The 297-nt window shown below is 64.3% G+C and carries 1 pseudogene; it reads left to right on the top strand.

The features are described 5' to 3' along the window. Positions 1–297 (top strand): annotated as a pseudogene (locus AC5RT3_RS20690) (lipoyl synthase); the annotation flags it as partial.

Below are 297 nucleotides of genomic sequence, written 5' to 3' on the forward strand. Positions count from 1 at the left end.
CCACCGTCACCGGCGTCGCCCGCGACGACCTCGAAGACGAAGGCGTCTGGCTCTACGCCGAAACCGTCCGCAAGATCCACGAACTGAACCCCGGCACCGGCGTCGAACTGCTCATCCCCGACTTCTCCGGCAACCCCGACCACATCACCGCGATCTGCGACTCCAACCCCGAAGTCTTCGCCCACAACGTCGAAACCGTACCCAGGATCTTCAAGCGCATCCGCCCCGCGTTCCGCTACGAACGCTCCCTGGACGTCATCACCCAGGGCCGGAACCAGGGCATGGTCACCAAATCCA

The sequence above is a fragment of the Arthrobacter sp. Y3221159 genome (assembly GCF_059089885.1).